The organism is Franzmannia qiaohouensis, assembly GCF_031451695.1.
GTDB classification, from domain to species: Bacteria; Pseudomonadota; Gammaproteobacteria; order Pseudomonadales; family Halomonadaceae; genus Franzmannia; species Franzmannia qiaohouensis.
On the sequence record NZ_JARWAM010000008.1, the window covers coordinates 184,703 to 208,779 of the forward strand.

Below are 24,077 nucleotides of genomic sequence, written 5' to 3' on the forward strand. Positions count from 1 at the left end.
TCCGCTTGATGACTGATTCGAAGTCCACCGAGTCCACGCCGCCACCCAGCCTGCCTGGCTTACCCTTGCTCGGCAACACGATCGAATTGCTGACCAAAGACGCCAATCGGTTTTTCAGTGAGGCCTACGAGAAGCTCGGCCCGGTGTTTCAGGTCAACTACCTGTTTCGCAATTACACCATCATGGCCGGCCCGGAATCGCTGAACCACCTGCTGGAATTCCGCGAACAGGGCATGAGCCGGGAGGCGTTTTTTGGTCCGGTGGACAAACAGATAGGGGGTGTCGTGCTGCTGACGCAGCCCGTCGGCACCTACCAGAATCTGCGCAATCAGGCGCGCCTGGCGTTTTCCCGCCAGTTGGCCGCAGAGTTTATTCCCGACCTCGTCGGCTGCGTGGACGAGGGCCTGGATCGCCACCCACCGGGCAGCACCGTGTCGGTGATGGATCTGTGCACGCGCATAAGCTTCGATCAATACAGCCGGTTACTGTGTGGTGAGAGCCTGGACGCCTACTTCGACACCGCCAACCGCTACGCGGTGTGGGTAATGAACATAGGCGTCAAGAAGGTGCCGGAGTTCAGCGTCCACTTGCCGGCCTACAAAAAGCTGCGGCGCGACGTCATGAAGATGGCGGATGAGGTACTCACGCGTTACGAGAATCGCCCGGCAGACCATGGCATGCCGTATACGATCCTGGATGCCCTGGTCAGCGCCACAGACGATGACGGCAACCCGCTGCCGCGCAAGGATCTGGTGGCAACGCTGCAGTACGGCATTATCGGTACCGTGGTGTATATGAATCGCACGGTCGCCTTCCTTCTGCACGACCTGCTATCGAACCCCGAACACTACGAGCGCGTGCGCGAAGAGGTCGACGGCGCCTATGCCAACGGGCTGCCCGACAGCCTCGACCTGCGCGGCATGAGTACGCTGAATGCGGCGCTCAAGGAGTCGATGCGACTACATCCGGTGTCGCTTGGTATGCCATTCATGGTCGATGAACCCTTCGAGTTCAACGGCCACACGGTTCCCAAGGGGCAATTCTGCGTCTATAGCGGGGTCCCTAACCACTTCAGTGCCGACTTTTATCCGCAGCCTCACCGCTTCGATCCAGACCGCTGCCGCGCGCCACGCAATGAACACAAACAGCGCCGTGCATACGCGCCTTACGGATATGGCAAGCGCGTCTGCCCAGCAGGGGGGCTGGTAGAGACCTGTACCTTGGTTTCGATCAGCCGGATCATTCACCGACGCACCTTCGAGCGCGTACCGGCCAATGATCCGCTGCGCACCGTCCTCGCTCCGCTGCCGGCACCGGATCGCAAGTTCCGTATCCGTTTCATTGACGAGCGCAGCGAGCATGCGGCGGGAAAGACGGACCACACGCAACTCGCCGTCAACGCACTCGATGAGCTGTTCGAAAGTGGCCGCCTGGCAAAACCCGCCATGCGCGAGCGGCTGGACCATGTGACCGCCCGCCGCCATGAGCCCGGCGAGTACATCCTGCGCAAGGGCGAACGGGCCGAGACATTCCATGTTCTGATTGAAGGCAGCGTCGAGGTGACGTCGGGGTCGGATGAACATCTGGCCAGCCTCGAGCCCGGCAGCTACTTTGGCGAAATCGGCCTGCTCGGGGAGGGTCGCAGAACCGCCAACTGCCTGTCGACTACCCGCACGCTGGTGCTGGAGATGACCCGCGAAGACTTCCTGGCCATCGTGCTCAAGGATGATCTGGTGCCCGGCGAAATCGCCGCGGCGCTGCGCCAGCGCTACCTGACCACCCGTGTGCACAAAGCCCTGCCTGCGCTCACCTCAGAGCGGCTGAGAACGCTGGCTGGAACCGGCTCGCTGAAACGCTTCGAGGCCGACGACACCATCATTCGCCAGGGCGATGATGCCGACTGGTTTTACATCCTGCTCACCGGGACGGTTGCCGTGCTGATCGAGGATGCGAACGGCACGCAGCAGGTAGCGACACTCGAGGCAGGCGACCATTTTGGCGAAATCGGCATTCTCGAAGCCAGAGCGCGAACGGCAACGGTACGGGTAACGGCGGACGGCCCGGTAGAGACCCTGGCCATCCCGCGCGACGCCCTGCTGGAACTGGTGGAGCAGGACCCTCAGGCGCGCAGGGATATTGCATCGATCATTCTGGACCGAATCCGCTCAGGGACGCCGTAACAACCCGACGGCCCGGCCACCAGGCCGGGCCGCCCCGCGCACCAGACCCGACAGCCACCCTGCCGCCTCCTGCCAAGGTCGTCTTTCGCCAGGCGTCGTCGCCGCACTAGACTGCAGGCAACAGACACGCCATTGCAGAAGGGAGAGCCGCCATGGCCAAGGTACTGGTGGTCGACGATGAACCCAACATCGTCCTGTCACTGGAATTTCTGATGCAGCAGGCGGGCTTCGACGTGGTCACCGCCGAAGATGGCGAAAGCGCCCTGCAAAGCGTTGTCGACGGCGCCCCCGATCTGATTCTGCTGGATATCAGCCTGCCCGGCATCAGCGGCTTCGATGTGCTCGAGCAGCTACGCGCCGACCCCGCCCACGCCAAGCTGCCGATCATCATGCTGACCGCCCACGGGCGTGAAGTAGAGCGCGAGAAGGGCCTGGCGCTGGGCGCCGACGACTACATCACCAAGCCGTTCTCCACCCAGGCACTGGTCGACAAGGTACAGGGCCTGCTCGGCGAGACGCGCTGATGGCGCCGCGCCCTGCCCGCGGCCACCTGCCCCGTCGCCAGCGCCTGGTGGGTATCTGGCTACTGGTCAGCGGGTTGGCCTTCTTCAGCGGCGCCCTGCTGGCGCTGTGGCTGGATGCCGAGCTGGCTCCCAGCGGGGTACAGCGCGTGGCGCTGTGGATCGGTAGCCTGGGCGGCGGCGTACTGATCCTGCTGCTGGGGCTCGTGCTAGAGCGGCGCCTGTTCACTCCGCTGCGCCACCTGCAGGTGCAGATGGCACGCCTGGCGGCCAATCCCGATGCCCGCGACGACTACCCTCCCGAAGGCTGGCTCAAGGGGCTGGGGCCCGACCTGGCGAGGCTGCGCGACGGCTGGCGCCAGGACCGCCAGTTGCTGGCCACCGCCCACACCGACGGTGCGCGCAGTGCGGCACGCATTCGCCTCGAACTGGAGTCGCTGCTGCAGGTGCTGGAGACACCGCTGCTGCTGTGCGATCAGCACCGCCGCCTGCTGCTGTTCAATCACGCCGCCGAGACGCTGTTCGACGGCCACCCCGGGCTGGGCCTGGGCAAGCGCCTCGAGGGGTTGATCGGCGTGGCCAGCCTGCAGGACGCCCTGGCACGGTTGCCCGACGACGGCGCGCCCCGCGAGCTGCTGGTGCCCAGCGACGAGCGCTGGCTGCGCTGCCTGCTCAAGCGCGTACCCCAGAGCCAGGGCGAGACCCTGATCACGCTGACCGACACCACCGTCAGCCTCACCGATGAAAGTCACACCCGTGCCGCCCTCGGTGAGCTGCTACCGGCGCTGCGCCGTCACGGCGCGGGGCTGGCCAGCGCCGCCGAGACCCTGACTCGACTGGATGCTCAGCACGCCGAGGCCGGCGATCTACGTACCCGCATCAGCGCCGTCATCGACGAAGAGAGTCGTGCGCTGACCGCCGAGATAGAACGCCTGGGCCAGCGCATCGACGACCTGCAGCAGCAGGGCGAGCGGCTGGTGCCGCTGTGGTCCAACGACCTATGGCAGTCGCTCAACGAGCGCCTCGATCATCTGCCCGAACTGCCGCGGGTCACGCCGATCGGTATGCCAGCCTGGTTCAAGGGTGACGCCCCGGCGCTGCTGGCGCTGCTCGAGGCGCTGCTCGAACGGCTCCACAAGACCAGCGGCGGCCATGCCCTGGAAGGCGAACTCTGCCTGGGCAATCGTCGCGTCTATCTCGATCTGATCTGGCGCGGTGCGCCGCTGCCCCAGCGCACCCTGGCCGAGTGGCACGACCAGCGCCTGGAGAGCCTGCCACTGGCGCCGAGCATCGGCGAGTTGCTCCAGCAGCACGGCAGCGACGCCTGGAGCCTGGCCGACGCCGACGGTGAGCACGCCCGACTGCGCCTGCCGCTGCCTGCGGTAGAGCGGGTTGGCGCCCCCGCCGCCCACAAGGCGCCGCGCCCGGAGTTCCACGACTTCGGCATCGCCGACCTGCCGCCGCCGGATGCCGAACTGGCGGCCTGCTCGCTGCGCGCGCTGGAGATCGTCGCCTTCGATACCGAGACCACCGGGCTCGAGCTGCGTCGTGGCGATACGGTGATCAGCCTCGGCGCCTGCCGGGTGGTCAACGCCCGCCTGCTCGCCGACGACACCTTCGATGCGCGCGTCGACCCCGGCCGCCCGATTCCGCCGGCCAGCACCGTGATCCATGGCCTGCGCGATGCCGACGTAGCCGGCGCCCCGCCGCTGCATGTGGTGCTGCCACGCTTTCGCCGCTATGTCGGCGAAGCGGTACTGCTGGCCCACAACGCCGCCTTCGACCTGCTGGCGATCCAGCCCCCCGGCGCCGGCGTCGACTTCCAGCTGCCGGTGCTCGACACCCTGCTGCTGTCGCGGGCACTCGACCCAAGCCTCGACGGCCACGACCTCGACAGCCTGGCCAGCCGCTTCGACCTCAGCGTGCCTGAGGGCGCCCGGCATACCGCGCTGGGCGATGCCCGCCTCACCGCCGAGCTATGGCTGGCACTGCTGCCACGCCTGGAGGCGCGCGGCGTGATCACCCTGCAGGAAGCGCTGACCCTGCAGGCCGGTGCCTTCGATCGCGAGGACGCCAGCGCATGAAGACGCCACGCCTCGGTGAACGGCTGGTCGCCCTGATCGGCGTCGCGCTGGTGCTGTTCAGCCCGCCGCTGATCCTGGTCGCCGACCGCCCCGCCGCCAACGGCCTGTCGTGGCTGCCGCTCTACCTGTTCATTGCCTGGGCGCTGGTCATCGCGCTGTCCGCCTGGCTGCTCGAGCATCGCCACGAACCAGGCGGGCGCAGCGACGACGCCACACAGCAGCGCCAATCCGATGCACCGTCCGCTGAGCCGCCGCGAGGGTCGCAATGAGGGCCGAGCCACTGGTATTGACGGTGGCCTTCGGCTACCTGGCGCTGCTGTTCGTGATCGCCGCCTGGGGCGATCGCCGCGCCGAGCAGGGCCGCTCGCTGATCGGCTCGCCGACCATCTATGCGCTGTCGATCGCCGTCTACTGTACCGCCTGGACCTTCTACGGCAGCGTCGGCCGCGCCGCCGAGCACGGCCCCAGCTTCCTGCTGATCTACCTGGGCCCCACGCTGGCGATGCTCGCCGCGCCGTTCCTGATCCGCAAGATGGTGCGCATCGCCCGCGCCCAGCGCATCACCTCCATTGCCGACTTCATCAGTGCCCGCTACGGCAAGAGCGGCAGCCTCGGCGCACTGGTCACGCTGATCGCGCTGATCGGCATCACCCCCTATATCGCGCTGCAGCTCAAAGCCATCACCCTGAGCCACGCCGTGCTGGTCAACTACCCGGCCCCCCCCGAGCTGCGCCTGGCCGAAGAGAGCTTCTGGATCGACAAGTCGTTCTGGGTGGCACTGGTGCTGGCGGTGTTCATCATCCTCTTTGGCACCCGCCACCTCGACGCCAGCGAGCGCCACGAGGGCATGGTCGCGGCAATTGCCTTCGAGTCGCTGGTCAAGCTGGTGGCCTTCCTGGCGGTGGGTATCTTCACGGTCTTCGTGCTATTCCACGGCCCCGCCGACCTGTTCGCGCGTACCGCCGAACACCCGGCGCTGGTCGATGCACTGAGCCTCGACGCCGTGCCCGGCGGCGCCTTGGGCTGGGTCGGCACCCTGGTGCTGGCGTTCCTGGCGTTCCTGACCCTGCCCCGTCAGTTCCAGGTGCTGGTGGTGGAAAACGTCGACGAGCGCCACCTAAAACGCGCCAGCTGGCTATTCCCGCTCTACCTGCTGGCCATCAACCTGTTCGTGATCCCCATCGCCATGGCGGGCATGCTGCTCGGCAACGGCGCCAGCGACCCCGACAGCTTCGTGCTCACCCTGCCGCTCTCGGCGGGCCTCGAGGGGTTGCCGCTGCTGGTCTTCATCGGCGGGCTGTCGGCGGCCACCGGCATGGTCATCGTCGAGACCATCGCCCTGTCGACCATGGTCAGCAACCACCTGGTGATGCCGCTGCTGCTGCGCTCCTCGCGCCTGCACCTCGGCTCGCAGGTCGAGCTCACCGGCTGGCTGCTGGGCATTCGCCGGGTCGCCATCGTGCTGATCCTGCTGCTCGGCTACCTCTACCACGCGCTGGTCGGTGACTCCTATAGCCTGGTCACCATCGGCCTGGTGTCGTTCGCCGCCGCCTGCCAGTTCGCGCCGGCGCTGCTGCTCGGCCTCTACTGGCGCGGCGCGACCCGCCTCGGCGCCACCTTCGGCCTGATCGCCGGCTTCCTGGTGTGGGTCTATACCCTGCTGCTGCCCGGCTTCGCCCAGTCCGGCTGGCTCGCCCCCGGTTTCGTCGAGGCCGGTCCGCTGGGCATCGCCTGGCTGCGTCCCTATGCCCTGTTCGGCCTCGAGAATGCCGATATCTACAGCCACTCGCTGCTGTGGAGCCTGCTGGCCAACGTCGGCGTGCTGGTAGGGGTATCGCTGTTCACGCGTCAAAGCCGTCTCGAGCAGACCCAGGCAGCACTCTTTACCGAGGCCCTCAACTCCGGACTCAGCTACGCCAGCCTGTGGCAGGGCCAGACCACCCGCGGCGAGCTGGAAGCGCTGCTGGCGCGCTACCTGGGGGCGGCGGCCGCGGCACGGGTGTTCGCCGGCCAGCAGGATGACGACCAGCAAGCGGTACCCTCCGAGGTAATCGCCAGCGCCGAGCAGGCCCTGACCGGGGCGCTGGGCAGTGCCTCGGCGCGGGTGCTGATCAACTCGGTGGTGCGCGGCGAGGCGCTCGATCTGGAAGCCGTGCTGAGCATCCTCGACACCACCTCCCAGACCCTTGAATACAACCGACGCCTGGAGCAGAAGTCCGCCGAGCTGGCGCGCATCGGCGAGGAGCTGCGCGCCGCCAACGAGCGGCTGCGCGAGCTCGACCGCCTCAAGGACGAGTTCGTCGCCATGGTCAGCCACGAGCTGCGCACCCCCTTGACCTCGATTCGCGCCTTCGCCGAAATCCTTCGCGACGGCCAGGCGCTGCCAGACGACAAGCGTGCTCACTTCCTCGATGTGATGGTACTCGAGAGCCAGCGACTGTCGCGGCTGATCGAAGAGATCCTCGACCTGGCACGCCTCGAGAGCGGGCGTTTAACCCTCAATCCCCAGCCGCTGGATCTCGCCGCCCTGGCACGCCAGAGCGTGGCCGCAGTGCAGCGCGTGCAGGAGGAGCGGGGCGTCACGCTTAGCGTCGACATCGAGGCCGATGAGGCCTGGGTGATCGGCGACCCGGACCGTCTCGAACAGGTGATCATCAACCTGCTCGACAACGCCAGCAAGTTTGCCGACGAACACGCCGCGCGGGTGCGCCTGCGCCTGTGGCGCCACAAGCAGCACTGGTGCCTGGCGGTGGAAGACAACGGCCCGGGGATCAGCGCCGATGAGCGCGAGCGGGTGTTCGAGAAATTCCATCAGATCAAGCAGCAGCACGACAGCGGCAAGGCCCGCGGGCGCCCCCGCGGCAGCGGCCTGGGCCTGCCCATCAGCCGCGGCATCGTCGCCCACCTCGGCGGTCGCCTGTGGGTCGAGGACGCCCCCACCCTCGGCGGTGCCTGCCTGATAATGGACCTCCCCGAGGCACGCCCAGAAGAGCGCCAGCAGCCCCTCGACAGCTAAGCTATTTCCTGCCCACGGTTAAAGAAGACGCTGGAAACGTCGATATAACGTTCGGCGTGCTAACTCGAGGTCAACGGAATGTCCAAAGCAACCAAACCAACAACGAGTGCAAACTCTCTGCTACTGGCCTCACAGCCGATCTTTGATATCCATGATGATATTTACGGCGTGGAACTGCTCTATCGCAGCGACTCCGGACTAGGAGCACTTGACGTCGGCGATGAGGTCGCCACGGCCGAAGTCGTCTACCACCTCAATACCGCCATCATGCAGCGAGTCAGTTTTTCCAAGGTACCCACCTTCATCAACGTCTCTGCTGCACTCTTGCTGTCACCGCACTTCCTGCCCGTATCTCCCGACCAGGTGGTGATCGAGCTCGTCGAGCGCGTCACGCCTGACCAGGCGTTGATCGACGCGGTTCGACGCCTGCATGCGCAGGGCTACCGTTTCGCCCTCGACGATTTCAACTTTACCCCCGAGTGGACTCCGCTACTTGCGCTGTCATCCTACCTCAAGGTCGACATTTCCTCGCTCGAGGCGTCGCAAGTGGCACAGCACAAACAACGGCTGTCGCACCTGGACCTTACGTGGATCGCCGAACGCGTGGAGACCCGCGAGGAACGCGATACCTACCGGCAAATGGGCTTCGACCTCTTCCAAGGCTACTATTACGCGCGGCCGGTTCCGGTCTATGGCAAGAAACTGCCCGCCGCCACCCTGTACGCCACGCAGCTGCTCCAGGCCCTCTGCCAACACGAGCCAAGCATCGATGCCGTCATCGCGCTGATACAGGCCGACCCCGAGCTGGCCATCAAGTTGACTCGCATCGCCAACAGCGCCTACTTCAACCAGCACGCCCCGATCAGCTCGCTACGCGATGTCGTGGCCAGAATCGGCTTCCAGCAGCTCTCCAGCTGGGCGGCCCTGTTTGGCCTGCTGAGCAACGCCAGTTCAGCGCATGCCGAACTGGCGCTGACCCGTGCCAAAGGCTGCGAGCTGTTGGCCAAGCAGGAGGGCTTGAACGGCCATCACGCTTACTTCATCGGCCTGCTCTCCTCCGCCGAGCTGCTGCTTGGCATTCCCGGTGAAGAGTTCTTGACCAGCCTTGGACTCGATTCATCCACCATGTCAGCCACGCTCCGCCGCGAAGGCGCCTACGGCGAGGTGCTGCAGCGCATCGAAGTCACCGAGAAGTGCTTCGCCATGCGGCAGTGGTTGTCGGGGAACGAAGATCCGCGACTCTTCGACCTCTACCAGCAGGCACATCAAGATGCACTCGAGCTGTTGACGACGTTATCTACAGCGCAGTGAGGCGGCGTCACCTATTGTTGCCCATGCTCTTCGCCGTCTTGATCAAACGCCGAACCTGCTGCAGATCGTGACGCAGCAGCAGGCGCTGGGCGTCGTCGAGCCGCGCCGTATCGATCCAGCCATCGGCGGCACGGCCGGCGGCCAGGCTGGTCAACTGGGCATCCAGCACCAGCGCCTGCAGACGCCCCAGGGCATCGCCCAGGGTGGACGCACGTAGCGCGTCCAGCGCGCCTGCCATCACCAGCTCGCTGAGCCGGCCACGGGTGTCAGGCGCCCGACACCCCTGGCGCAGTGCCAGCAGGCGCACGCTGCCGGTCAGCGGCAGCAGCCCCTGGCGCTTGAGGTTGATGGCGCGCTCGTGGGGCGCGCCGTCATCGTCACCGGCCAGACGCCCGAGGCGGTCTAGCGCCACCGGGGTTTCATCCAGCAGGCTGGCCATCTCGTCGAGGAACAGCGCCGCCCGCGGCACCAGTGCCACCACCAGGTCGCGCAGCGACTCGGCCAGCGCCGGATCACCGTAGACGGCATGAAAATCGAGCAGAATATTGGCCTGCTGAACGCGTTTGACTCGGCGCTCGGCAGTCCAGATCTCCAACTGACGCCCCCACTCGCCCAGTCGCTTGCGCCACATCGGCCAGCGCGCCATGACGTGGCCGTTGCACAGCGGGATACCGGCCTCATCCAGCGCGTCGGTCATGCGCTCGCCGAGCGCCTGGAAGTAGCCGTCGATCTCGGTATGTGCGCTGTCGGGGTAGTCCTCGACGATCATCGCGTTGTCCTGGTCGGGCCCCAGCAGGCTCTCGTGGCGGGCACCGGAGCCCAGCGTCAGCACGCAGAAACGCGCGGGCGGCTCGCCCCAACCGGAGACACGCATGGCACTCAGGCCTTGTTCGACGGCCTGTCGGTAGAGCCAGTCGTTATGGTCGCTGAGCAACTGGGCGATGCGCCAGGCCGGCAGGTCGAGACGCCTCAGTGCCTCGACCAGCTGCGGCTGCCACGCCTTGGCCTCGGCAAGGCGTGGCGTCGGTCCCAGTGCGGCCACGGCATCGGCCAGCGGGGCCAGCAGCGGTGGCCAATCGCGGGGATCGGGGGGCGCGTCGCCGGCGAACAGCGCACGCCAGGGCGAGGCACGATGCAGCAGGCGCATGGCAGGCTCCTTGGTGGTGCCCCCAGTGTAGCGCCCCACCCCACCGCGGCGCGTTAAGCCAAAGGGCGCATAGGCACACCACAACCGCACGCGGCGCCCCGAAGGGCGCCGCGCGACAGTGCAGTAACAGCCAGGACGACTACCTGTCGAAGATGGCGTCCCCAAGGTCGTCGATGAAGCGCTGCGCCTTGCTGATCATCAGCGACTCGCAGGCCTCACGGCCGGAGACCACGTCGGAGCGCTCGAAGCGGTGCTCGAGGGTCTCGCCCTCGGCAACCGGCTTGCGGATCCAGCCGCTGACGCGGTACTGGCCGTCGCGATCCTGGGGATCGGGAACGATCAGGTAGCCCTTGTACTCTACCGGCTCGGCCTCGGCGGCGGGCTTGTCGCCAGCGCCGCCGAGCAGGCCGGAAAACAGTTTCTTGAGCATCTGTGCCTCCTCGCTGGCCTGGCGATCAGTCCTGCTTGCGGCCCTTGCCGGCAGCGATGCGCAGACGCAGGGCGTTGAGCTTGATGAAGCCTTCGGCGTCTTTCTGGTCGTAGGCCCCGGCATCATCCTCGAAGGTGGCGATGGACTCGTCGAACAGCGACTGCTCGGACTTGCGGCCGACCACGGTGGCGCTGCCCTTGTAGAGCTTCATGCGCACCACGCCGCTGACGCTCTTCTGGGTCTCGTCGATGGCCGCCTGCAGCATGCGACGCTCGGGGCTCCACCAGTAGCCGTTGTAGATCACCTCGGCGTACTTGGGCATCAGCTCGTCCTTGAGGTGGGCCTCCTCGCGGTCGAGGGTCAGCGACTCGATGGCGCGGTGGGCGCGCAGCATGATGGTGCCGCCGGGGGTCTCGTAGCAGCCGCGCGACTTCATGCCCACGTAGCGGTTCTCGACGATGTCGAGACGGCCGATGCCGTTGTCGCCGCCCAGCTTGTTGAGCTTCTCGAGCACCTCGTGGGGCTTCATCGCCTGGCCATCGATGGCCACGATGTCGCCCTTTTCATAGGTCAGCTCGACGTAGGTGGGCTGCTCCGGTGCCGCCTCGGGAGATACGCTCCAGCGCCACATGTCCTCCTCGGCCTCGGCCCAGGGATCCTCCAGGTTGCCGCCCTCGTAGGAGATGTGCAGCAGGTTGGCATCCATGGAGTAGGGAGATTTCTTCTTCTTGGTGGAGAAATCCACCGGAATCTGGTGCTGCTCGCAGTAGGCCATCAGCTTCTCGCGGGAGTTGAGGTCCCACTCGCGCCACGGTGCGATCACCTTGACGCCGGGCTTGAGCGCATAGGCACCGAGTTCGAAGCGCACCTGATCGTTGCCCTTGCCGGTGGCGCCATGAGAGATGGCGTCAGCGCCAGTCTGGTTGGCGATCTCGATCAGGCGGCGGGCGATCAGCGGCCGTGCGATGGAGGTGCCGAGCAGGTACTCGCCCTCGTAGATGGTGTTGGCACGGAACATCGGATAGACGTAGTCGCGCACGAACTCCTCGCGCAGGTCCTCGATGTAGATCTCCTTGACGCCCAGCGCTTGAGCCTTGGCGCGGGCCGGCTCGACTTCCTCGCCCTGACCGATGTCGGCCGTGAAGGTCACGACTTCGCAGTCGTAGGTTTCCTGCAACCACTTGACGATGACGGATGTATCCAGGCCGCCGGAGTAGGCGAGGACGACCTTCTTGACATCGGACATTCTGGGCTCCTTTAAGTGAACGTCGAAACCGCACGATTATAGCGCCGATGGGCGCCCACGAATACCGCCGTGCCGCGGCAAAGGCCTGGCAAAACTGTTAAACTCTCGCGCATTCAGAAGCGGGTGACCGCCAGGGAATTCGTTAAACGGGTAGGGAGAGGTACATGAGCGAGACAATCGCCTGCGATCTGATGGCTAAGCGTTTTCGCAGTTTCCTGCCGGTCGTCGTGGATCTTGAAACGGGCGGCTTCAATGCCCAAGGCGATGCGATCCTCGAAATCGCCGCGGTGACGCTGGCCATGAACGCGGATGGCGTTCTCGCCCCCGATGCCACCTACGCCTTTCACATCAGCCCCTTCCAGGGCGCCAACGTCGAACAGTCGGCGCTGGACTTCACCGGCATCAAGCTCGACGACCCGCTGCGCCAGAAAGTCGCCTTGAGCGAGGCGGAAGCCCTGGGCGAGATATTCCGTCCGATACGCAAGGCGATAAAGGCCAATGGCTGCACCCGTGCGGTGCTGGTTGGCCACAATGCCGCCTTCGACCACAGCTTCCTCAACGCCGCGGTGGCGCGCTGCGGCATCAAGCGCAACCCCTTCCATCCGTTCTCGAGCTTCGACACCGCCTCGCTGGCGGGCCTGGTCTACGGGCAGACGGTGCTGGCCCGCGCCTGCCGTGCCGCCGGAATCGAATTCGACAACTCCTCGGCCCACTCGGCGCGCTACGACACCGAACGCACCGCCGAGCTGTTCTGCGCCATGGTCAATCGCTACAAGGACCTCGGCGGCTGGCATCTCGCCCAGCGCGAACAGGGAATGGAGGAGGACTAGCGCCGCAGGGTGTTGTCTCCCACTGTCCAGATCCCAAACAAAAGCCCCACGGGAATTGATTCCCGTGGGGCCATGCTGCGTACGTCCTAGACCGTCATGCTAGACCGTCGTATCCACTACCCAGCCGCTGGGTGCCGGGCGCTTGCAGCTGTTGTTACGCGTCGTCCTGCTGCTTGGCGGCAGCCTCCTTGACCAGCGGCTCGAGCTCGCCGTTCTGGTACATCTCGACCACGATGTCGCAGCCACCGACCAGCTCGCCGTTGACCCACAGCTGCGGAAAGGTCGGCCAGTTGGCAATCTTGGGCAGCTCGGCGCGGATATCGGGGTTGTCGAGCACATTGACGAAGGCGAAGCGCTCGCCACAGGCCATCAGCGCTTGCACGGTCTGGGCCGAGAAGCCGCACTGCGGCAGCTGCGGGGTGCCCTTCATGTAGATGAGAATCGGGTTTTCACTGATCTGCTGCTGGATGTTCTCTGCGGTGGTGCTCATGGGCACTCCTGTTCGGTTCGATTGACTTGGCGTTGTCTCCATTCTACTGATCAGCGCGCATCGAAAACACCCCTGCCATTGCCCACATCGGCGGGCACATTGCGCTGCAGCGGGGGGATGGCTAGGATGACTGTTTTTTCTCGCGGAGCGACATCATGGCGACTCGCCATTTCCTGACCCTGCTGGACCTCTCGAGCGACGAACTCAGCTACCTGATTCGGCGCGCGATTAGCATCAAGAACGGCCTCAAGACACAGGGTCCAACCTATACGCCGTTCTCGAACCGCACCCTGGCGATGATCTTCGAGAAGTCCTCGACGCGCACCCGCGTCTCCTTCGAGACCGCCATGGCTCAGTTCGGCGGCCATGCGCTGTTTCTCTCCTCCCGGGACACCCAGCTGGGTCGCGGCGAGCCGATCGAGGATACCGCCCGCGTGCTCTCGGAGATGGTCGATGCGGTGATGATCCGCACCTTCTCCCACCAGGGGCTGGAAGCCTTCGCCGCCGCCAGCAGCGTCCCGGTGATCAACGCCCTCACCGACGACTACCACCCCTGCCAGCTGCTCGCCGACGTGATGACATGGACCGAGCTGCGCGGCCACATCCGCGGCAAGACCGCGGTATGGATCGGCGACGGCAATAATATGTGCCACTCCTGGATCAATGCCGCCCGCCAGTTCGACTTCCAGCTGCGGGTGTGCTGCCCCGAGGGCTACGAACCGCGCCAGGACATCCTGGCCGCCGCTGGCGAGCGAGTCAGCATCCTTCACGATCCGCAGCAGGCGGTCGAGGACGCCGACCTGGTCACCACCGATGTCTGGGCCTCGATGGGCCAGGAGGAAGAGCAGGCCAAGCGCGCGGCCGACTTCAGCGGTTTTCAGGTCACCGAAGCGATGCTCGATCGCGCCGCCAAGGACGTGCTGTTCCTGCACTGCCTGCCGGCTCACCGCGGCGAAGAGATCAGCACCACACTGCTGGACGACCCTCGCGCGGTGGTCTGGCAGGAAGCCGGTAACCGCCTGCACGCCCAGAAGGCGCTGCTCGAGTTCCTGCTGCTGGGCCGGATCGAGTCTTGAACGCAGCCCCTGCTGCCGGCAGGGGCTGCTCGCGCGGCAACAGCCGCGGACGGCGGCGGCGTATTCACGGACACACGAAAAAGCCGCCTGTCGCGATGCGACAGGCGGCTGATTCCTGTATCTTTTTGGTGGAGCCTAGCGGGATCGAACCGCTGACCTCAACACTGCCAGTGTTGCGCTCTCCCAGCTGAGCTAAGGCCCCACGAATGGCAATAACGATTTTGCCATTGGGTCTTGCAAGATCGTCTCTCACAAGACGAAGCGTATGATATACAAAGGGTTTGGTGGCGTCAAGCAGTGCCCGAAGGCGGCCTGCCATCGCGGGTTACGATAGCACCATCGCCGTTAACGATAACGCTATGGATTGGCGTACTAATTAAAGCTAAGCTTGCAGCGTCGGGCAATCCGCCCGCACGCCGCCGCCCTTTTTGCACAGATACGGGAGCTGACTTGATCAAGGTCCTTGTTGCAGACGACCACCATCTGGTGCGTACCAGCATAGCCCGGTTACTCGACGGCGAAGACGGCATTGCCGTGGTTGGCGAAGCCATCGATGGCGAAGAAGCCATCAGCATGGCCCGTCAGCTTCGCCCCGATATCGTCCTGATGGATATCCGCATGCCGGGGATCGGCGGCCTGGAGGCCACCCGCAAGATCGCCAAGGGCATGGCCGACATCCGCGTCTTGGTGTTGACCGCCTTCCTCGAGGAAACCTTTGCCCAGCGCCTGCTCGATGCCGGCGCCAGCGGCTTCATCAGCAAGGGGGCCGAGCTCGACGACATGGTGCTGGCGATCCGCAATGTCTTCGACGGGCAGCGCTACATCAGCCCCGAGATCGCCCAGCGGCTGGTACTCACCAAGATGGAGTCCAGCGACAACCCCTTCGACAACCTCTCCCATCGCGAGCTGCAGGTGGCGATGATGATCGTCAACTGCCAGAAGGTCAGCGAGATCTCCGACCGGCTCTACCTGAGCCCCAAGACGGTCAACACCTATCGCTACCGGATCTTCGAGAAGCTTGGCGTGCATTCCGACGTCGAGCTGACCCACCTCGGCCTGCGTCACGGGCTGGTCGACGGCTATCGCAGCAGCGAGCAGGCCTGAGCGCGCAGCGCCAATCTGATATGCTGGCCGCAGTTCCGGCCAGTGATACACCATGAGTTTCGATTCCAAGCACTTCCTCGCCTCGGTCAGCGCCGCCCCCGGCGTCTATCGCATGCTCGACGCTCAGGGCGATACGCTCTATATCGGCAAGGCAAAACGCCTCAAGGCGCGCCTGGCCAGCTATTTCCGCGGCACCCTGAATGCCAAGACCCAGGCGCTGGTAGGCCGCATCGCCGATATACAGGTCACCGTTACGCGCACCGAGACCGAGGCGCTGCTGCTCGAGCAGACCCTGATCAAGGAGCTGCGTCCGCCGTATAACATCCTGCTGCGCGACGACAAGTCCTACCCCTTCGTGTTCGTCAGCGACCGCCACCCCTATCCGGCGCTGGAGTACAAGCGCGCCCGGGCGCGGCGCGACGACGGCCGCTACCTGGGCCCCTACCCCAGCAGCGGCGCGGTGCGCGAGAGCCTGTCGTTGATGCAGAAGATCTTTCGTATCCGCAACTGCGAAGACAGCGTCTTCGCCCACCGCACGCGGCCCTGCCTGCAGTACCAGATCCAGCGCTGCAGCGCGCCCTGCGTCGACTACATCAGTGAGCAAGACTACCGCCGCGACCTCGAGCACGCCGTCATGTGCCTGGAGGGCAAGAGCGAGCAGGTCACCGACGAGCTGACCGCCGCCATGGAGCGTGCCAGTCAGGCACTGGCCTTCGAGGAGGCGGCACGCCTGCGCGACCAGGTCCAGCACCTGCGCCAGCTGCAGGCCCGCCAGTTCGTCGACACCGAGGGCGGCGATGCCGATATCATCGCTCTCGCAGAGCGCCCTGGCGCGCTCTGCGTGTCGGTGATCAGCGTGCGTCAGGGCCGCATGCTCGGTGCGAGCCACTATGCCCCCAGCAACGGCCTCGACCTGGGCGTCGAAGCCCTGCTGGGCGAATTCGTCAGCCAGCTTTACCTGGGCCAGAGCCGTGAGGCACCCAGCGAGGTGATCACCACTCACCCACTCCCCGACCGCGACCTGCTGCAGGATGCGCTTACCGCCCACGCCGGCAAGCGCGTGCGCCTGGCTCATCAGGTGCGCGGTCATCGCGCCCAGTGGCTGCAGCTGGCGCAGACCAATGCCGAGCAGCAGCTGGCCAGCCAGCTCGCCAACCAGCAGCAGCTGGCCAAGCGTTTCGCGGCGCTGCGCGACGCCCTCGACATGCCCGACACCCCACAGCGGCTGGAGTGCTTCGACATCAGCCATAGCCACGGCGAGGCCACGGTGGCCTCCTGCGTGGTGTTCGACCACCAGGGCCCGGTCAAGTCGGACTATCGGCGCTTCAATATCGAGGGCGTGGCCGCCGGGGATGACTATGCCGCCATGCGCCAGGCGCTGACGCGACGCTTCAAGCGGCTGCAGGACGGTGAAGGCAAGCGTCCCGATGTGCTGGTGGTGGATGGCGGCAAGGGCCAGCTGAACATGGCCCGCGAGGTATTCACCGAGCTCGGCATCGCCGACATTCGCCTGCTCGGCGTCGCCAAGGGCACCACCCGCAAGGCCGGCCTCGAGACGCTGTTCATCGAAACCGTGGAGCGCAGCCTGGCGCTGGACGGCGCCTCGCCGGCGCTGCACCTGATCCAGCACATCCGCGACGAGTCGCATCGCTTCGCCATCACCGGCCATCGCACGCGACGCGACAAGGCGCGGCGCACCTCGACGCTGCAGGATATTCCCGGCGTCGGTCCCAAGCGTCGCCGCGAGCTACTACGCTACTTCGGCGGCCTGCAGGGCGTGCGCAAGGCCAGTCGCCAGGATCTCTCAAAGGTGCCCGGCATCAGCGCCAGCCTGGCCGAGGCGATTCATCAGGCGCTACATGGCTGAGGCGCATGGATGAATCATGCCAAGACCGCTAAGATAGGGCTTTCCGTCCACCCCCCCAGGACCCGCGACGCACAGATGAATATCCCTAATATCCTGACACTAGCGCGCATCGCCTTCATTCCGCTGCTGGTGGTGGTGTTCTACCTGCCGTTCAGCTGGAGCATGCCGCTGGCCGCCGGGCTATTTGCCATAGCGGCAATCACCGACTGGCTCGACGGCTATCTGGCGCGACGCTGGGACCAGAGCACGCCGTTCGGCGCCTTCCTCGACCCGGTGGCAGACAAGCTGATGGTGGCGGTGGCGCTGGCGCTGCTGATCGAGCGCTATGACGTGGTATGGCTGACCCTACCGGCACTGGTGATCATCGGTCGCGAGATCGTGATCTCGGCGCTGCGCGAGTGGATGGCCGAGATGGGCAAGCGGGGCACTGTGGCGGTATCGTGGATCGGCAAGCTCAAGACCACCCTGCAGATGGTATCGATCTTCCTGCTGCTGGGCTTCTCTCCCGGCTCGCTGATCGCCAACCTGGGCGTCGTCACCCTGTTCGTCGCCGCCACGCTGACGTTGTGGTCGATGATTCAGTACCTGCGCGCCGCCTGGCCGCACCTGAGCCGCGCCATGTGAAGCGCCCCCAACCGCCTTGCCAACGGCAATAAACGATTGACAAGCAGCAGGTTATGCGTAGAATACGCACTCGAGTCAGGCGGGAATAGCTCAGTGGTAGAGCACAACCTTGCCAAGGTTGGGGTCGCGAGTTCGAATCTCGTTTCCCGCTCCATGATTCGACATGGGACAAGCTAGAAGCGAGCAGTGTCGCGAGCCGGTGCGCCGGTCCGATCGCATCTCGCTTCCTGCTCCATGATTCGTCGGGAATGAGTGTTGGCTGTTCCTGACAATAGAGGCTGGATGGCAGAGTGGTTATGCAGCGGACTGCAACTCCGTGTACGCCGGTTCGATTCCGACTCCAGCCTCCATTTTCTCCCGTACGATACTCTTCGCTTGCAAGATCCCCCGCTCGAACTCCTGCCCGGATGGCGAAATTGGTAGACGCAAGAGACTTAAAATCTCTCGGTGGCAACACCGTGCCGGTTCGAGCCCGGCTCCGGGCACCATTGCCTAGCCAACCCCTGCTTTGCGTTACTCGCCCAACGCCTTATGCTGCAGCGACACCCATGAGTGCCACTGCCTGATGCCCGGCACGCGCCTGACGAGGAAGCCCCATGCCTGACGTACTGATCATCGGCGGCGGCGTGGCCGGCCTGACGCTGGCACTCAGCGTGGTACAGCAGCGTCGGGTCACCCTGCTGCGCCCGCGCAATGACCACCAAGGCGCCAGTCAGTGGGCCCAGGGCGGCATCGCTGCGGTACTTTCGCCCCAGGACGATATCGAGGCCCATGTCAGCGACACCCTGACCGCCGGCGATGGCCTGTGCGATAGCGCAGCGGTGCGTTTCACCGTCACCCATGGCCCAGCCGCCATCGACTGGCTGCTTGGCCTGGGCATGCCGTTCACGCCAGACACCAGCCCCGATGCACTCTACCCCTACCACCTGACACGCGAAGGCGGCCACGGGGCGCGCCGCGTGATCCACGCCGATGACGCCACCGGCCGCGCGCTGATCGACACCCTACTGGCCCAAGCCAGGCGCCACCCGGCGATCACCCTGCGTGACGACCTTACCGCCGTACGCCTGGCCAGCGACAGCCGAGGCCGCTGCCGTGGCGCCCACTGCCTGAGCGCCGACGGTGAGCCGCTGACGCTGCTGGCTCAGGACACGGTGCTCGCCAGCGGCGGTGCCAGCGGGCTCTATCAGCACACCACCAGCCCGCAGCCGGCCTGCGGCGAGGGCATGCTGATGGCCGCCGAGCTGGGCGCCGAATTGATGAACCTGGAGTTCCAGCAGTTTCATCCCACCTGCCTCTACGACCCGGCGGGGGCCCCCTTCCTGATCAGCGAGGCGCTGCGCGGCGAGGGTGGCATCTTGAAGAATCTTGCCGGTGAGCGCTTCATGGCGGCGCTCGACCCGCGCGGCGAGCTGGCACCGCGGGACATCGTCGCCCGCGCCATCGACGCCGAGATGCAGCGCCAAGCGGGGCAGCACGTCTGGCTCGACATCAGTCACCTGGCGGCCGAGGATATTCGCCGCCAGTTTCCCACCATTCACGCCCACTGCCTGTCGCGTGGCATCGACATCACCCAGGCGCCGATCCCGGTGGTACCGGCCGCCCACTACAGCTGCGGCGGCATCGCCACCGACCTGCATGGTGCCAGCTGCGTGCCACACCTGTATGCCATCGGCGAGAGCGCCTGCACCGGCCTGCACGGAGCCAACCGCATGGCCAGCAACTCGCTGCTCGAGTGCCTGGTGTTCGCCCGTGCCGCCGCCGCACGCCTGCTCGATGACCCCGCGACAGCCCAAGGCGCAGTGAGTGCGCAAGACGTGGACACCCAGCGCTGGCAAGACCAGGCAACCGCCGCGAGCAGCCCCGAGTGGGTCGCCACGCGCTTCGCCACCCTGCGCCAGATCATGAGCCATCAGGTTGGCATCGTGCGCAGCGACAGCGGTCTCACCAGTGCCGCCGAGGCGCTGGGCGAACTCGAGCGTTCAGTGCGACACGATGCCGATCGGCAGCCCGTCAGCGTGGCCTTGGCGCGCCTCCAGCACGCCCTGAAGCTCGCCCGCCTGAGCGTGATGGCGGCACGCCAGCGTCGCGAATCCCGCGGCCTGCACTTCAACCGTGACTGTCCCGCGCCGGCCCCGCAAGCGCTCGCCTCGCGACTGCGGCTCAGCGATCTCTCCAGCGACTAGCCGAGCCGCCAGCCTGCTCGGAGACCAGGCAGCGCCGCAGCTCACGGCGTGCCTCGCGCGAGGCGCTGTCGGGCCACAGCCACCCCGGGCGGCCGTCGAGGCGCAGCCCGATCAGCCACGGCCCGATATAGACCAGCTCGAGGGTTACCGGTCGCCAGCCACTGTCATGGTCTGCCACCTGCCAGCCGCCCTCGCCGCTGGCATAGCGCAGCGACCAGGGGCGTTGACCTCGCCACCACTGAACGATCACTGCCGCCAGACACAGCAGCGCCGTGGCGGCTAGCCACGGCGCTGCGACCCATGCCAGTAATCCGCCCACCGCCAATGCCAGGCCGGCCTGGACGGCCAGCGCCAACCTAGAGGGTACGGTACTGATCGTTACCGGTGGTTTCGGCATAGTCGACGATCATCTGCACGATGCGTCGCCGCGACGGCTCGGCGGGCCATTCACGGCGCATCAGCCACATGAATAGATCCTGATCCTCCTCGGTGATCAGCGCCTGGTAGGCGGCCTGGTCGGCGGCATCGAGATCGCCATAGCGATGTTCAAGGAACGGGATCAACAGCAGATCGAGCTCCCACATGCCGCGCCGGGAATGCCAATACAGGCGCTTGCGGGTGATGTCGTCGGCGGACGCTTGTTCGCTCAAGGGAAACCTCGAAACACTCGATGAATGGGCATGCAGTATACCTGAGCCACCGCAGTGGCACACGACAGCCCCCGGCCATGTCGCGTGAGATAGCGGATAGTCGCAGTCTAGTGCGTTGTTTTATCACGGTTTGCGCAGTATGCTGAAGACAAACAACAAAGCCGGATATGGCGCAGACCGCATTGGAGACGAGCAATGACCAAGTCCGAACTCATCGAGCAGATAGCAATGCGGCAGCCCGAGCTGTCGATAAAGGAAGTCGAAGCAGCGGTGCGACTGATCCTCGACGACATCACCGACGCGCTGGCCGATGGTGGGCGCGTGGAGATTCGTGGCTTCGGAAGCTTCTCGCTGCACTACCGCGAGCCGCGCGTCGGGCGCAATCCTAAGACCGGCGATCCGGTCGAACTGGATGGCAAGTTCGTGCCACACTTCAAGCCCGGCAAGGAACTTCGTGAGCAGGTCAATGCCAGCCGTGCCCTCGGTTACTGACGCCCCGCTCCGGCTTTACTGAACGACTTAAGGAATCCATCACCATGCGTTGGCTCAAAGGCGTGATCCTGGCAATAATCCTGCTGGCCGTGCTGCTGGTCGGTATCCTGTTTGCCGTCAACAACCAGCAGCCCATGCCGCTCAACCTGATCTGGATCGAGCTGCCGGCGGTATCGCTCTCGGTTTGGCTACTCGGCGCCCTGACATGCGGGGTACTGCTCGGCATGCTGGCGATGAGCGGCGTCTACCTGCGCCTGCGCACCCTGCTGACCCGCGCCCAGCGCCACAATCAGCAGCAGCGCAAGGAACTCGACCGCCTGCGCGTCCAGGAGCTCAAGGAACTGCCCTAAATGCTCGACCCGATGCTGCTGGCACTCGTGTTGGCAGCGGTCGCCATCGGCTGGTGGCTGGGCCGCCGACAACGCACTCCCGACGACTCTGCCCAGCAGCCGTCGCTGACCCGCGACTATTTCGTGGGCCTCAATTACCTCCTCAACGAGCAGCCCGATCGCGCCATCGAGACCTTCGTCGCCGCCCTGGAGGTCAACAGCGACACCATCGAAACTCATATCGCCCTGGGCAACCTGTTCCGCTCCCGCGGCGAAGCCGACCGCGCCGTCAAGATCCACCAGAACCTGCTGGCACGGCCCACGCTGACCGCCCACCAGGGCGACAGCGTGCAGCTCGAACTGGCCCGCGACTTCTTCCACCTGGGGCTGCTCGACCGCGCCGAGAAACTGCTGCAGGGCCTGATCCACGAGGCCCACCTCGAGGACACCCGGCGCCACGCCAAGCGCCTGCTGGCCGACCTGCTGGAGCGTGAGAAGGAGTGGCAGGCGGCACTCGAGGTAGCGCAGCCGTTGATTCGCGAGGATGACGACTTGCGCCGCGCCGCCGCCCACTGGCAGTGCGAGCTCGCTCAGCAGGAACTCGACTCGGCGAGCCCGTCACGCGCCCGCAAACGGCTGAAACAGGCGCTGAAGACCGACCCACGCTGCGTGCGCGCCACCTGGATGCTGGCACGCATGGAGCACGACACCGGCCACTACAAGGCCGAGATCAAGCTGCTCAGGCGCATCCCCGAGCAGGATCCCGACTTTACCGCCCTGGTTCTACCCCCGCTGCGCGACGCTTACCTGCGCCGCGAGGATCCCGATGGCCTCGAACAGACGCTGCAGGCGCTGGTCGAGGCGACTCGCTCGACCAGCGCCATTATCATGCTCGCTGAGTGCCTGCAGCAGCGCGAAGGCGACCATGCCGCTGCAGACTTCGTCAGCCAGCAGCTCAGCCAGGCGCCCAACCTGCGCGGCATCGACTACCTGGTTGACCTCTATCGCCACCAGCCCGGGCTCGCCGAAAGCCAACCGATGACGCTGCTCAAGCAGCATACCCAGTCGCTGCTAGACGCCAGCCCCCACTACCGCTGCCAGCGCTGCGGCTTCGATGGCCGCCAGCTGCACTGGCAGTGCCCCAGCTGTCGCAGCTGGGGCACCACCCGGCCGATCACCGGCCTGCGCGGCGAATAGTCGCCGTCAGCTTCCCGCCAGCTCCGCCTCGATGGCCGCCAGGGCCTGCATCGGCTCCTCGGCCTGGGTCACCGGCCGCCCCACCACCAGATGCGTACTGCCGGCCGTCATCGCCGCCGCTGGCGTCATCACCCGGCGCTGATCGCCGGCCGCCGCGCTGGCTGGGCGAATGCCCGGGGTCACCTTGAGGAAGTCGTCACCGCACAGCGTCCGCAACCGCTCAGCCTCCTGGGCCGAACACACCACCCCGTGCAGGCCGCTGTCGCGGGTCAGCTGCGCCAGCCGCTCGACGTGCTCGGCGGGGCTGGCGGTAATCCCCACCTCGGCAAGATCCGCGGCGGCCATGCTGGTCAGCACCGTCACCGCGATCAGTCGCGTGTCGAGACCGCCCGCCTCGAGCCGCTCACGGGCCGCCTCCATCATCCGCCGTCCGCCACCGGCGTGAACATTGACCATCCACACCCCCTGCTGGGCAGCGGCTTCCACGGCGCCGGCCACGGTATTGGGAATGTCGTGGAACTTGAGATCCAGGAATACCTCGAAACCGCGGCCGTGCAGCGCGTCGAGCACCTCGGGACCGCTGCGGGTGAACAGCTCCTTGCCTACCTTGACCCGGCAGCGCTGAGGGTCGAGGCGATCGGCCATGCACAGGGCGGCGTCGAGAGAGGCGTAGTCGAGGGCAATGATCAAGGGAGAGGAAATCGACATGCGCGAGGAGGGCTCCGTCCAGGCTGTGAGGAATATGCCTCAGTATATCAGCCCAGTGGCGTCCGCTGCCGGTAAGCCATGGCTTTCATGACTTGCTATATAAGTCTTACATAAAATGGAGAAATGTCTCACACCCCAGCACCGCCTCCCCTGTCTATGGTTAAAGAGCACGCAGGGCCTCCCCAGCAGCTTAGCCCGGCGGTGTCGACCCACTCGATAACTCTACTAAGGAGAACGGTATGCAAGGACTCTTCAAGGCGTTTGTCATCAGCCTGCTGCTGACGTTTGCGCTGCCCGCCCTGGCCCAGGAAATGGCCCCCATCGACGTCAATACTGCCGACGCGGAGCTGCTAGCAGAGCTGCCCGGCATCGGTGAAACCCGCGCCCAGGCGATCATCGACGAGCGTGAGGCCAACGGGCCCTTCGAAAGCGCCGACGACATGACCCGGGTGAGCGGCATCGGCGCCGCCACGGTAGACGGCTTCCGCGACCAGGTAAGCTTCTAATCGGCCCTTAGCGATAAGTAGACGAGATGTGTGTCCGGCCTTGGAGCTCAACTCCTCCCCCTCGCTGAGCTCACCGGGCGACC

At 65.7% G+C, this 24,077-nt stretch carries 22 protein-coding genes, 4 tRNA genes and 1 pseudogene; 19 read left to right on the forward strand and 8 right to left on the reverse strand.

The window, feature by feature from the left end:
* The first annotated feature begins 8 nt into the window (after positions 1–8).
* The 6 genes from QC821_RS12915 (at position 9) to QC821_RS12940 (ending at position 9,112) form a co-directional block, all read left to right on the forward strand.
* Positions 9–2,180, forward strand: coding sequence for a cytochrome P450 (locus tag QC821_RS12915; RefSeq protein ID WP_309722050.1), 2,172 nt, complete (start codon positions 9–11; stop codon positions 2,178–2,180).
* A 152-nt stretch (positions 2,181–2,332) separates the two neighbouring features.
* A complete protein-coding gene (locus tag QC821_RS12920; protein WP_309722053.1) occupies positions 2,333–2,704 on the forward strand; it encodes a response regulator transcription factor in 372 nt (123 codons plus the stop codon).
* Positions 2,704–4,785, forward strand: coding sequence for an exonuclease domain-containing protein (locus QC821_RS12925; RefSeq protein WP_309722056.1), 2,082 nt, complete (start codon positions 2,704–2,706; stop codon positions 4,783–4,785). The genes QC821_RS12920 and QC821_RS12925 overlap by 1 nt, the downstream gene beginning before the upstream one ends.
* On the forward strand, positions 4,782–5,054 hold the full coding sequence (locus QC821_RS12930) for an Asp23/Gls24 family envelope stress response protein (protein ID WP_309722058.1): 273 nt from the start codon (positions 4,782–4,784) through the stop codon (positions 5,052–5,054). The genes QC821_RS12925 and QC821_RS12930 overlap by 4 nt, the downstream gene beginning before the upstream one ends.
* A complete protein-coding gene (locus tag QC821_RS12935; RefSeq protein ID WP_309722061.1) occupies positions 5,051–7,801 on the forward strand; it encodes a sensor histidine kinase in 2,751 nt (916 codons plus the stop codon). The genes QC821_RS12930 and QC821_RS12935 overlap by 4 nt, the downstream gene beginning before the upstream one ends.
* A 78-nt stretch (positions 7,802–7,879) precedes the next feature.
* Positions 7,880–9,112, forward strand: coding sequence for an EAL and HDOD domain-containing protein (locus QC821_RS12940; protein ID WP_309722064.1), 1,233 nt, complete (start codon positions 7,880–7,882; stop codon positions 9,110–9,112).
* A 7-nt stretch (positions 9,113–9,119) separates the two neighbouring features.
* Here the strand turns inward: QC821_RS12940 and QC821_RS12945 are convergent, their stop codons facing one another.
* The 3 genes from QC821_RS12945 to QC821_RS12955 form a co-directional block, all read right to left on the reverse strand.
* Positions 9,120–10,259, reverse strand: coding sequence for a DUF294 nucleotidyltransferase-like domain-containing protein (locus tag QC821_RS12945; protein ID WP_309722067.1), 1,140 nt, complete (start codon positions 10,257–10,259; stop codon positions 9,120–9,122).
* A 139-nt stretch (positions 10,260–10,398) separates the two neighbouring features.
* Entirely contained in the window at positions 10,399–10,689 is a 291-nt protein-coding gene (locus QC821_RS12950) for an HlyU family transcriptional regulator (protein WP_309722068.1), read from the reverse strand.
* 25 nt (positions 10,690–10,714) lie between these two features.
* Entirely contained in the window at positions 10,715–11,935 is a 1,221-nt protein-coding gene (locus QC821_RS12955) for an argininosuccinate synthase (RefSeq protein ID WP_076748254.1), read from the reverse strand.
* A 164-nt stretch (positions 11,936–12,099) separates the two neighbouring features.
* On the opposite strand from QC821_RS12955, the gene rnt reads away from it, so the two are divergent.
* Positions 12,100–12,765: a ribonuclease T gene (rnt, locus tag QC821_RS12960; protein WP_309722071.1), complete on the forward strand. Its 666-nt coding sequence runs from the start codon at positions 12,100–12,102 to the stop codon at positions 12,763–12,765.
* 154 nt (positions 12,766–12,919) lie between these two features.
* Here rnt and grxD read toward each other — a convergent pair whose 3' ends face one another.
* Positions 12,920–13,255: a Grx4 family monothiol glutaredoxin gene (gene grxD / locus QC821_RS12965; RefSeq protein WP_309722074.1), complete on the reverse strand. Its 336-nt coding sequence runs from the start codon at positions 13,253–13,255 to the stop codon at positions 12,920–12,922.
* Between the two features lie 155 nt (positions 13,256–13,410).
* On the opposite strand from grxD, the gene argF reads away from it, so the two are divergent.
* A complete protein-coding gene (gene argF / locus QC821_RS12970; protein ID WP_309722077.1) occupies positions 13,411–14,331 on the forward strand; it encodes an ornithine carbamoyltransferase in 921 nt (306 codons plus the stop codon).
* Positions 14,332–14,457: 126 nt separating this feature from the next.
* Here the strand turns inward: argF and QC821_RS12975 are convergent.
* Positions 14,458–14,533 (reverse strand) — tRNA-Ala (locus tag QC821_RS12975).
* A 248-nt stretch (positions 14,534–14,781) separates the two neighbouring features.
* Between QC821_RS12975 and uvrY the strand changes: the two genes are divergently transcribed.
* From uvrY to nadB, 7 genes are all read left to right on the forward strand, one after another.
* Positions 14,782–15,435, forward strand: a complete 654-nt coding sequence (gene uvrY / locus QC821_RS12980; protein WP_309722079.1) for a UvrY/SirA/GacA family response regulator transcription factor — start codon at positions 14,782–14,784, stop codon at positions 15,433–15,435.
* Positions 15,436–15,487: 52 nt separating this feature from the next.
* Complete coding sequence (gene uvrC, locus QC821_RS12985; protein WP_309722082.1) at positions 15,488–17,302, forward strand: excinuclease ABC subunit UvrC; 1,815 nt, start codon at positions 15,488–15,490, stop codon at positions 17,300–17,302.
* Positions 17,303–17,377: 75 nt separating this feature from the next.
* Entirely contained in the window at positions 17,378–17,926 is a 549-nt protein-coding gene (gene pgsA / locus QC821_RS12990) for a CDP-diacylglycerol--glycerol-3-phosphate 3-phosphatidyltransferase (protein WP_309722085.1), read from the forward strand.
* 79 nt (positions 17,927–18,005) lie between these two features.
* Positions 18,006–18,080, forward strand: a tRNA-Gly gene (locus tag QC821_RS12995).
* Positions 18,081–18,202: 122 nt separating this feature from the next.
* Positions 18,203–18,276, forward strand: a tRNA-Cys gene (locus tag QC821_RS13000).
* A 51-nt stretch (positions 18,277–18,327) separates the two neighbouring features.
* A tRNA-Leu gene (locus tag QC821_RS13005) sits at positions 18,328–18,414 on the forward strand.
* Between the two features lie 108 nt (positions 18,415–18,522).
* Positions 18,523–20,112: an L-aspartate oxidase gene (gene nadB / locus QC821_RS13010; RefSeq protein ID WP_309722088.1), complete on the forward strand. Its 1,590-nt coding sequence runs from the start codon at positions 18,523–18,525 to the stop codon at positions 20,110–20,112.
* Here nadB and QC821_RS13015 read toward each other — a convergent pair.
* On the reverse strand, positions 20,090–20,509 hold the full coding sequence (locus tag QC821_RS13015; RefSeq protein WP_309722091.1) for a protein YgfX: 420 nt from the start codon (positions 20,507–20,509) through the stop codon (positions 20,090–20,092). The genes nadB and QC821_RS13015 overlap by 23 nt on opposite strands.
* Complete coding sequence (locus tag QC821_RS13020) at positions 20,469–20,762, reverse strand: FAD assembly factor SdhE (RefSeq protein WP_422720116.1); 294 nt, start codon at positions 20,760–20,762, stop codon at positions 20,469–20,471. Before QC821_RS13020 ends, QC821_RS13015 begins: the two co-directional genes overlap by 41 nt.
* Before the next feature lie 156 nt (positions 20,763–20,918).
* Here QC821_RS13020 and QC821_RS13025 point away from each other — a divergent pair.
* The 3 genes and pseudogenes from QC821_RS13025 to lapB form a co-directional block, all read left to right on the forward strand.
* Positions 20,919–21,254, forward strand: a pseudogene (locus QC821_RS13025) (integration host factor subunit beta); the annotation flags it as partial.
* Positions 21,255–21,298: 44 nt separating this feature from the next.
* Positions 21,299–21,604: a lipopolysaccharide assembly protein LapA domain-containing protein gene (locus tag QC821_RS13030; protein ID WP_309722093.1), complete on the forward strand. Its 306-nt coding sequence runs from the start codon at positions 21,299–21,301 to the stop codon at positions 21,602–21,604.
* Positions 21,605–22,780: a lipopolysaccharide assembly protein LapB gene (gene lapB / locus QC821_RS13035; protein ID WP_309722096.1), complete on the forward strand. Its 1,176-nt coding sequence runs from the start codon at positions 21,605–21,607 to the stop codon at positions 22,778–22,780.
* Between the two features lie 6 nt (positions 22,781–22,786).
* On the opposite strand, the gene pyrF is transcribed toward lapB, so the two are convergent.
* Positions 22,787–23,488 carry an orotidine-5'-phosphate decarboxylase gene (gene pyrF, locus QC821_RS13040; RefSeq protein WP_309722099.1) on the reverse strand — a complete coding sequence of 234 codons (702 nt, stop codon included), beginning with the start codon at positions 23,486–23,488 and terminating at the stop codon, positions 22,787–22,789.
* A 239-nt stretch (positions 23,489–23,727) separates the two neighbouring features.
* Here pyrF and QC821_RS13045 point away from each other — a divergent pair, with 239 nt between their 5' ends.
* A complete protein-coding gene (locus QC821_RS13045; RefSeq protein WP_309722102.1) occupies positions 23,728–23,994 on the forward strand; it encodes a ComEA family DNA-binding protein in 267 nt (88 codons plus the stop codon).
* Positions 23,995–24,077 lie beyond the last annotated feature (83 nt).